The organism is Runella zeae DSM 19591 (assembly GCF_000423565.1).
GTDB lineage: Bacteria > Bacteroidota > Bacteroidia > Cytophagales > Spirosomataceae > Runella > Runella zeae.
Window position 1 is genome coordinate 333,043 of the sequence record NZ_AUIF01000011.1, and the last position, 6,941, is coordinate 339,983.

Annotated in this window: 5 protein-coding genes and 1 rRNA gene; 4 read left to right on the forward strand and 2 right to left on the reverse strand. The window is 40.7% G+C overall.

What is annotated here, in order from left to right; genetic code table 11:
- Positions 1-8: 8 nt before the first annotated feature.
- Both G563_RS0104960 and G563_RS0104965 read right to left on the reverse strand, forming a co-directional pair.
- On the reverse strand, positions 9-1,637 hold the full coding sequence (locus G563_RS0104960; protein ID WP_028664332.1) for an acyl-CoA carboxylase subunit beta: 1,629 nt from the start codon (positions 1,635-1,637) through the stop codon (positions 9-11).
- A 104-nt stretch (positions 1,638-1,741) separates the two neighbouring features.
- Positions 1,742-2,578: a 5'-methylthioadenosine/adenosylhomocysteine nucleosidase gene (locus tag G563_RS0104965; RefSeq protein ID WP_028664333.1), complete on the reverse strand. Its 837-nt coding sequence runs from the start codon at positions 2,576-2,578 to the stop codon at positions 1,742-1,744.
- Between the two features lie 106 nt (positions 2,579-2,684).
- On the opposite strand from G563_RS0104965, the gene G563_RS0104970 reads away from it, so the two are divergent.
- The 4 genes from G563_RS0104970 to G563_RS0104995 form a co-directional block, all read left to right on the forward strand.
- Positions 2,685-5,366, forward strand: a complete 2,682-nt coding sequence (locus G563_RS0104970; RefSeq protein WP_028664334.1) for an MGH1-like glycoside hydrolase domain-containing protein — start codon at positions 2,685-2,687, stop codon at positions 5,364-5,366.
- Between the two features lie 113 nt (positions 5,367-5,479).
- Complete coding sequence (locus G563_RS0104980; protein WP_028664335.1) at positions 5,480-5,827, forward strand: carboxymuconolactone decarboxylase family protein; 348 nt, start codon at positions 5,480-5,482, stop codon at positions 5,825-5,827.
- A 34-nt stretch (positions 5,828-5,861) separates the two neighbouring features.
- Positions 5,862-6,224, forward strand: a complete 363-nt coding sequence (locus tag G563_RS0104985) for a hypothetical protein (RefSeq protein ID WP_028664336.1) — start codon at positions 5,862-5,864, stop codon at positions 6,222-6,224.
- Positions 6,225-6,708: 484 nt separating this feature from the next.
- A 16S ribosomal RNA gene (locus G563_RS0104995) occupies positions 6,709-6,941 on the forward strand; the annotation flags it as partial.

The window sequence follows — 6,941 nt, forward strand, 5'->3', positions numbered from 1 at the left end:
AGTCACCTTTAGGTTTGAATGACACCTACATTAAAAGTCTTGGTAATAGGAGCATGATTTGCGGCTTCAATTCCAGCAGAAATGATACGTCGCGTATCAAGCGGATTGATGATTCCGTCGGTCCAGAGATGAGCCGCTGCATAATAAGGCGAAAGTTGTGCATCATAACGCTCCGTAATTTCGGTCAGAAGCTCATTCTCTGCTTCTGATGATATAGATTTACCTTTGGCTTTGAGCGTAGCTACTTGTATTTGGAGCAACGTCTTTGCGGCAGAGGCCCCACTCATGACCGCAAGCTTAGCGGTAGGCCAAGAATATATCAGCCGTGGGTCATAGGCTTTACCACACATAGCGTAGTTGCCCGCGCCATAAGAGTTGCCCACAATGAACGTGAACTTAGGTACAACCGAATTGGCGACGGCATTTACCATCTTGGCTCCATCTTTGATGATTCCCCCTTGCTCGGAGCGGCTACCAACCATAAAGCCCGTAACATCGTGTAAGAAAACCAAAGGGATTTTTTTCTGATTGCAATTCATGATAAAACGCGCCGCTTTATCTGCCGAATCCGAATAAATCACGCCTCCCATTTGCATTTCGGGAGCCGTATTCCCGCCCTTTTTAGCTTTTACTATTTTTCTTTGATTGGCTACAATCCCCACAGCCCAGCCGTCTACTCTAGCGTATCCGCATAGCAGCGTTTGGCCATACGACTTTTTATATTCTTCAAATTCAGAATTATCTACAATACGTTCGATAATCTCGCGCATATCATAAGGCTTATTGCGATCGGCGGGCAGTATTTCAAATATTTCTTGAGGATTTTTGAGAGGGAGGGAGGGGTTTATTCTATCAAACCCAGCTTTTATCTCATGCCCTACTTTATCAAATATTTTTTTGATGGCATCTAGGCAAGCGATATCGTCAGGGTATTTGTTGTCGGTTACGCCTGAGATTTCGCAGTGGGTGGTAGCGCCTCCTAAAGTTTCAGCATCTACATCTTCGCCAATAGAAGCTTTTACGAGATAAGGACCCGCTAAAAAAATAGAGCCAGTTCCTTCTACAATAAGCGCTTCATCAGACATAATAGGTAAATAGGCACCGCCCGCTACACAGCTTCCCATGATAGCCGCTACCTGCAAAATCCCCAAAGAAGACATGACAGCATTGTTGCGAAAGATTCGACCAAAATGCTCTTTGTCCGCAAAAACATCGGCTTGAAGAGGGAGATAAATCCCCGCACTATCCACTAAATAAATAATAGGTAGGCGATTTTCGAGGGCGATTTCTTGGGCTCGGAGGTTTTTTTTTGCAGTAATAGGAAACCACGCGCCTGCTTTGACCGTGGCATCATTTGCTACTATTACGCACATACGCCCCGATACCCTTCCTATCCCTACCACCACGCCTCCCGAAGGGCAGCCGCCTTCTTCTATATACATACCATCTCCCACAAACGCCCCTATTTCTACAAAATCACTTTCCGAATCAATCAAGTAATTGATTCGTTCGCGGGCGGTAAGTTTACCTTTGGCTTTGTGCTTTTCAATATTTTTTTGGCCTCCGCCTAGTTTAACTTGTTCAAGTTTTTGATGGAGCTGCTCAAGGAGCTGTTGATGAAACTCAGAATTGGTCATAGCTGATGAAGATTTTTGGAAAGTTAAAAATGATGATTTTTAGGGATAAACCATAAAAACAAGGCACTTAATATCCGAATGTAATCTAGTTTTTGTTAGAAAAGCTAATGTGATATTTCGGAGAGTATATTCAATAAAAGCGAAGCAGAATTGTGGGCTGCTACTTTTTTAAAATGAGCAAAGTTTTCTTGGGCATTACTGTTGGCTTTGTCACTCATACTCCTGATAATTAAACAAGGAACTTGTTGTTGCCAGCATATTTGGGCTACGGCTCCCCCTTCCATCTCGGTAGCATCCGCGTCAAAAAGAAGGCGTAGCTGTTGCCCTTTTTTTTCTGAACTTACAAACAAATCACCCGTAACAATAGTACCCACTATGATAGAAGGACTAGCTGCGGCAATCGAGATTTTTTCTAGCACTGTTTTCTTTGCAGCTATTTGAGCTTTGGATAAAAGCACAGAATCTGCTTCAAAGTAAAGTGGATTTAACTGTGAATTGATGGGGTTACGGGTATTTCGGACGAGCGTGGTATCATTGTTGATATATCCAAAATCATATTGGATTGTTTTTTTACCAATCACCATGTCGCCAGGTTTTAAATCAGGATGAAGGCCCCCCGCAATGCCTGTAAATATAACTTTCTGAGGCCGGAAATGTTGTAATAAAAAAGCGGTGGTCATTGAGGCATTCACTTTTCCGATTCCGGTCTTAACGACTACGACTCGTTGCTTCCCGATTTTTCCGGTAAAAAAATGTATTCCATGAATAATCTCGTCTTGGGGTTTTTGGATAGATTGTCTCAAAAGTTCAATTTCTTCATCCAGTGCTCCTATTAAAGCAATAATTGATTTGGGCTGATAAACTTGAGCATTGGAGACAAAGGCTACACACAAACAAAAGACAAAAATGAGTTTCCGACATAAAAAAGAACGAAATAACATTGGGAAAGGCTTGATTAATTGCTTATTTAGACACAAAATTGCAAAAAACTATGTTGGTGATTGTCTTATTTTTGTGATTTCATACAATAACCCACTTTAACTTACGATGAAAGATACTGCTGAAAGAAAGCGTATTCATGCGCGTGCTGATAATAAAGGTTGGAAAAAATGGGGCCCTTATTTGGCTGAACGCCAATGGGGAACTGTTAGAGAAGACTACAGCTATTGGGGAGATTCTTGGGGGTTTATTTCTCATGAAATATCTCGCTCATATACCTATCGTTGGGGGGAAGATGGTATCGGAGGTATCTCCGACAACAAAGGCCATATCTGTATGGCTTTTGCATTCTGGAATCAGCAAGACCCTATTATCAAAGAAAGATTTTTTGGATTGACTGGCCCAGAAGGTAATCACGGAGAAGATGTGAAGGAGATTTACTATTATTTGGATAGTACTCCTACTCATTCCTACATGAAAATGCTCTATAAATATCCCCAACAAGCTTTTCCTTATGCCAAGCTTGCGGAAGAAAATAGAAAAAGAAACCGACTTCAGCCCGAATTTGAGATTTTGGAGACGGGTGCTTTTGACAATAATCAGTATTTCGATATTTTTATAGAATACGCAAAAGCAGACGAAAACGACCTGCTTGTCAAAATTACCGCCCATAACCGCTATTCAGAAGAAGCACCCCTTACGATACTTCCTACATTATGGGTTCGGAATACTTGGTCGTGGGGATATGACCAATTTGACTATAAACCGATTCTCAATGGCATTGCCAACCGGCAAATAGAAGTCAATCATCGTTTACTAGGTAAATATAAACTATATTTTGAGGGAGTAGATGAGTTGTTGTTTTGTGAAAATGAGACCAACATTGAACGAATCTTTGGTAAACCTAATGCATCGCCTTATACTAAGGATGGTATCAATAACTATATTGTAACAGGGAAAAAACAATTTGTCAATCCCAATCAGATAGGTTCAAAAGCAGCAGGCCACTACAATCTAGTAGTTCCGCCGCAAGAGAGTGTTACCGTGAGGCTTCGTTTTTCTAACCAAACCCATAATTCTAACCCTTTTGCGGATTTCGACGAAATTTTTGCCCTAAGGAAACAGGAAGCCGATGAGTTTTATGACGATCTTCAGCAAAATGTAAAAGACCCTGAACTGCGGACAATTCAACGCCAAGCTTTTGCAGGAATGCTCTGGAACAAACAGTTCTTTTATTATAATGTAAATGAATGGCTGAAAGGTGATCCCAAAATGCCTTTTGATTTTAAGGGGCGAGCATACCCACGCAATCTCACTTGGAAGCACATGTACACTGCCAATATCCTATCTATGCCCGACAAATGGGAATACCCTTGGTTTGCGGCATGGGATTTGGCTTTTCATACGGTGACATTAGCGAGGTTGGATCCCTATTTTGCCAAGCGTCAATTGGCGGTTATTCTTAGAGAATATTACATGCACCCCAACGGACAGCTGCCTGCATATGAATGGAACTTTTCCGATGTCAATCCGCCCGTTCATGCGTGGGCCACTTGGAAAGTGTATGAAATAGATAGAGAACTTAATGGACAGGGAGATGTTGCATTTTTAGAGCGGATTTTTCACAAACTACTCCTCAACTTTACATGGTGGGTCAATCGCAAAGACGCTGAAGGAAACAACGTATTTTCGGGAGGCTTTTTAGGGCTAGATAATATTGGGGTGTTTGACCGTAGTGCAGAGTTGCCTACGGGTGGTTATCTTGAGCAAGCCGACGGTACTGGATGGATGGCCATGTATACTCTTAATATGTTACGGATTTCGTGCGAAATTTCGTTGGTACGTCCTGTTTATCAAGATATGGCTTCCAAGTTTTTTGAGCACTTCTTGCATATAGCTGCGGCCATGAAGTCTTTAGGAGACCAAAAGATTAGTCTTTGGGATGAAGAAGACCAATTTTACTATGATGTGCTTCATACGCCAGACGGGAAGAGTATGTTGTTGAAATTACGCTCTATGGTGGGCCTTATTCCATTGTTTGCCGTAGAAATCTTGGATGATGATTTACTAGAAAAGCTTCCAGATTTTAAAAGACGAGTCGAATGGGTACTCACCAATCGCCCCGACCTCGCATCTTTGATTTCGCGTTGGCACGAGCCAGGCAAAGGTGAGTCGCATTTATTGGCATTATTGCGGGGCCACCGCATGAAAATGCTCCTAAAGCGGATGTTTGATGAAACAGAGTTTTTATCTAAATACGGCATTAGAGCTCTTTCAAAATACCACGAAGCGCACCCTTATGAGTTTTTTGTGAATGGAGAGGTTTTGCGGGTCAAATATACGCCAGCCGAATCTGATAGTAGTATTTTTGGGGGCAATTCAAATTGGAGAGGGCCTATTTGGTTTCCTCTTAACTTCTTAATTGTAGATTCTTTATTAAAATTCTATAATTATTATGGAGATGATTATGAAATAGAATACCCAACAAACTCTGGCAATGTCATGACAATCAGAGATGCGGCGATTTGTGTGGCCAAACGTTTGATAGATATCTTCCGTAGGGACTCAGCAGGAAATATCCCAGCCTTTTACTCGCAAAAAACCTTTCAAGATGATCCTCACTTTAAGGACTTGTATCTGTTTTATGAGTATTTTAATGGAGATAATGGTGATGGTCTTGGAGCTGCGCACCAAACTGGCTGGACCGGATTAGTCGCAGATCTAATAGAGTATACCTCAGTTTATGAAGATGTAGCTGAAAAGAAGACCTCTACCGAAGAGCTATTATGATTTAAACAACATCTCAATTAATACCTCCAACTCTACTTTAAATAACTTGTAGAAAGGGAGGTATTTTGCTTTTATAGTCATTCATTCAAAAAATATTAAGATAAAGCTAAAAAATGGAAAACTTGGTTGAGCAGTTCAATGATTATCGAGCACGGATGAACGAAAGAATCATGGACTCAGATAATCTCATTATAAAAAGACTTTTTAACCTAGATACAAACGCGTATGCGGAAGGTCATTTAAACGAAGCTACGAAAGAAATGTTGGGTTTAGCATGCTCAATGGTATTAAGATGTGACGACTGTGTAAAATATCATCTAGGTAAATGCAAAGAATTGGGTGTTACAACGGCACAAGTACAAGAAGTATTTTCAATCGCTACTTTGGTAGGTGGTACCATCGTAATCCCTCATCTTCGTAGAGCAGTTGAATATTGGGATGCTTTATCTCAGGAATCATAAAGATTTTTGATGTATTTTAAATGGATATATACTAATGAAAAACCAAGAAATAGACGAACAGTTGGAAAAAGACTGGGAAGGTTTGTTAGAAACCCTTGAGCAAACAATCGGGAAAAAGCCCGCCGATCTAAATGGTGTCTTATTTTTGATTGGCGTGCATGAATTAGGAAAAGGCCCTATTTCCTTTACCAAGGAGCAAAAACAAGATTTAATGCACATCGCAGTATGTAAAGTTTTAAGCTTATCGGGCTTTTATGAGTTAGAAGGCTTAGATAAAGATGGGTGGCCACATTGGCGGTCGGTAGAAAAGGTACCTCATTTTAATCTTCTTTCACAGGAATCCTTGCTTAAAATTCATGTCATCAAGTACTTTAAAGAAGAAATAAAACTAACCTAGCCTTATCTTAAGGCTTAACAGCTAGGATGTTATAAATTTTTTAAAAAGAAATGTGTTAAAATATTTGGAAAAGGGTGCGGGGTTGTGTTACCTTTGCACTCCCAAAACGGACGAGCGGCGAAAAGGAAGAGGGAAGAAAAGAGTTAAGGATTGGGTTTTAAAAAAAAGATTAAAAAACATTTGGAGGTTTAAAATAAAAAGTAGACCTTTGCAACCCGAAACAGAGAGTGAGGGAATAATTTCCGAAGAAAATTTTGTAAAATAAAAAAAAGCAAAAAATAATTTGGAAGTTAAAAATAAAAGATAGACCTTTGCAACCCCAAAAGAGGGGAGAGAGAGAAAAGAGAGGTTTAGGAGCTTTGAGAGAAGCACAAAGTTTAGCGACGCGCTAGACGGGAGTTCATTGACAGAATGGTGAGAAAGAATAAACGACAAAGCGTGTAACAGTAGAATTAAGCGACGTAAGTCGATAGAATAGAAATTTACGATGGAGAGTTTGATCCTGGCTCAGGATGAACGCTAGCGGCAGGCCTAATACATGCAAGGCGAAGGGGCAGCAATGTCACTGTCGTACGGGTGCGTAACACGTATGCAACCTACCTATCACAGGGGGATAGCCTCTGGAAACAGGGATTAATACCGCATAAAGCAGGGACACCGCATGGTGATATTGCTAAAGATTTATCGGTGATAGATGGGCATGCGTCTGATTAGTTA

Coding starts and splice junctions, on each gene's coding strand:
- G563_RS0104960 (WP_028664332.1), bottom strand. CDS start 1,637: ATGACCAATTCTGAGTTTCATCAACAGCTCCTTGAGCAGCTCCATCAA.
- G563_RS0104965 (WP_028664333.1), bottom strand. CDS start 2,578: ATGTTATTTCGTTCTTTTTTATGTCGGAAACTCATTTTTGTCTTTTGT.
- G563_RS0104970 (WP_028664334.1), top strand. CDS start 2,685: ATGAAAGATACTGCTGAAAGAAAGCGTATTCATGCGCGTGCTGATAAT.
- G563_RS0104980 (WP_028664335.1), top strand. CDS start 5,480: ATGGAAAACTTGGTTGAGCAGTTCAATGATTATCGAGCACGGATGAAC.
- G563_RS0104985 (WP_028664336.1), top strand. CDS start 5,862: ATGAAAAACCAAGAAATAGACGAACAGTTGGAAAAAGACTGGGAAGGT.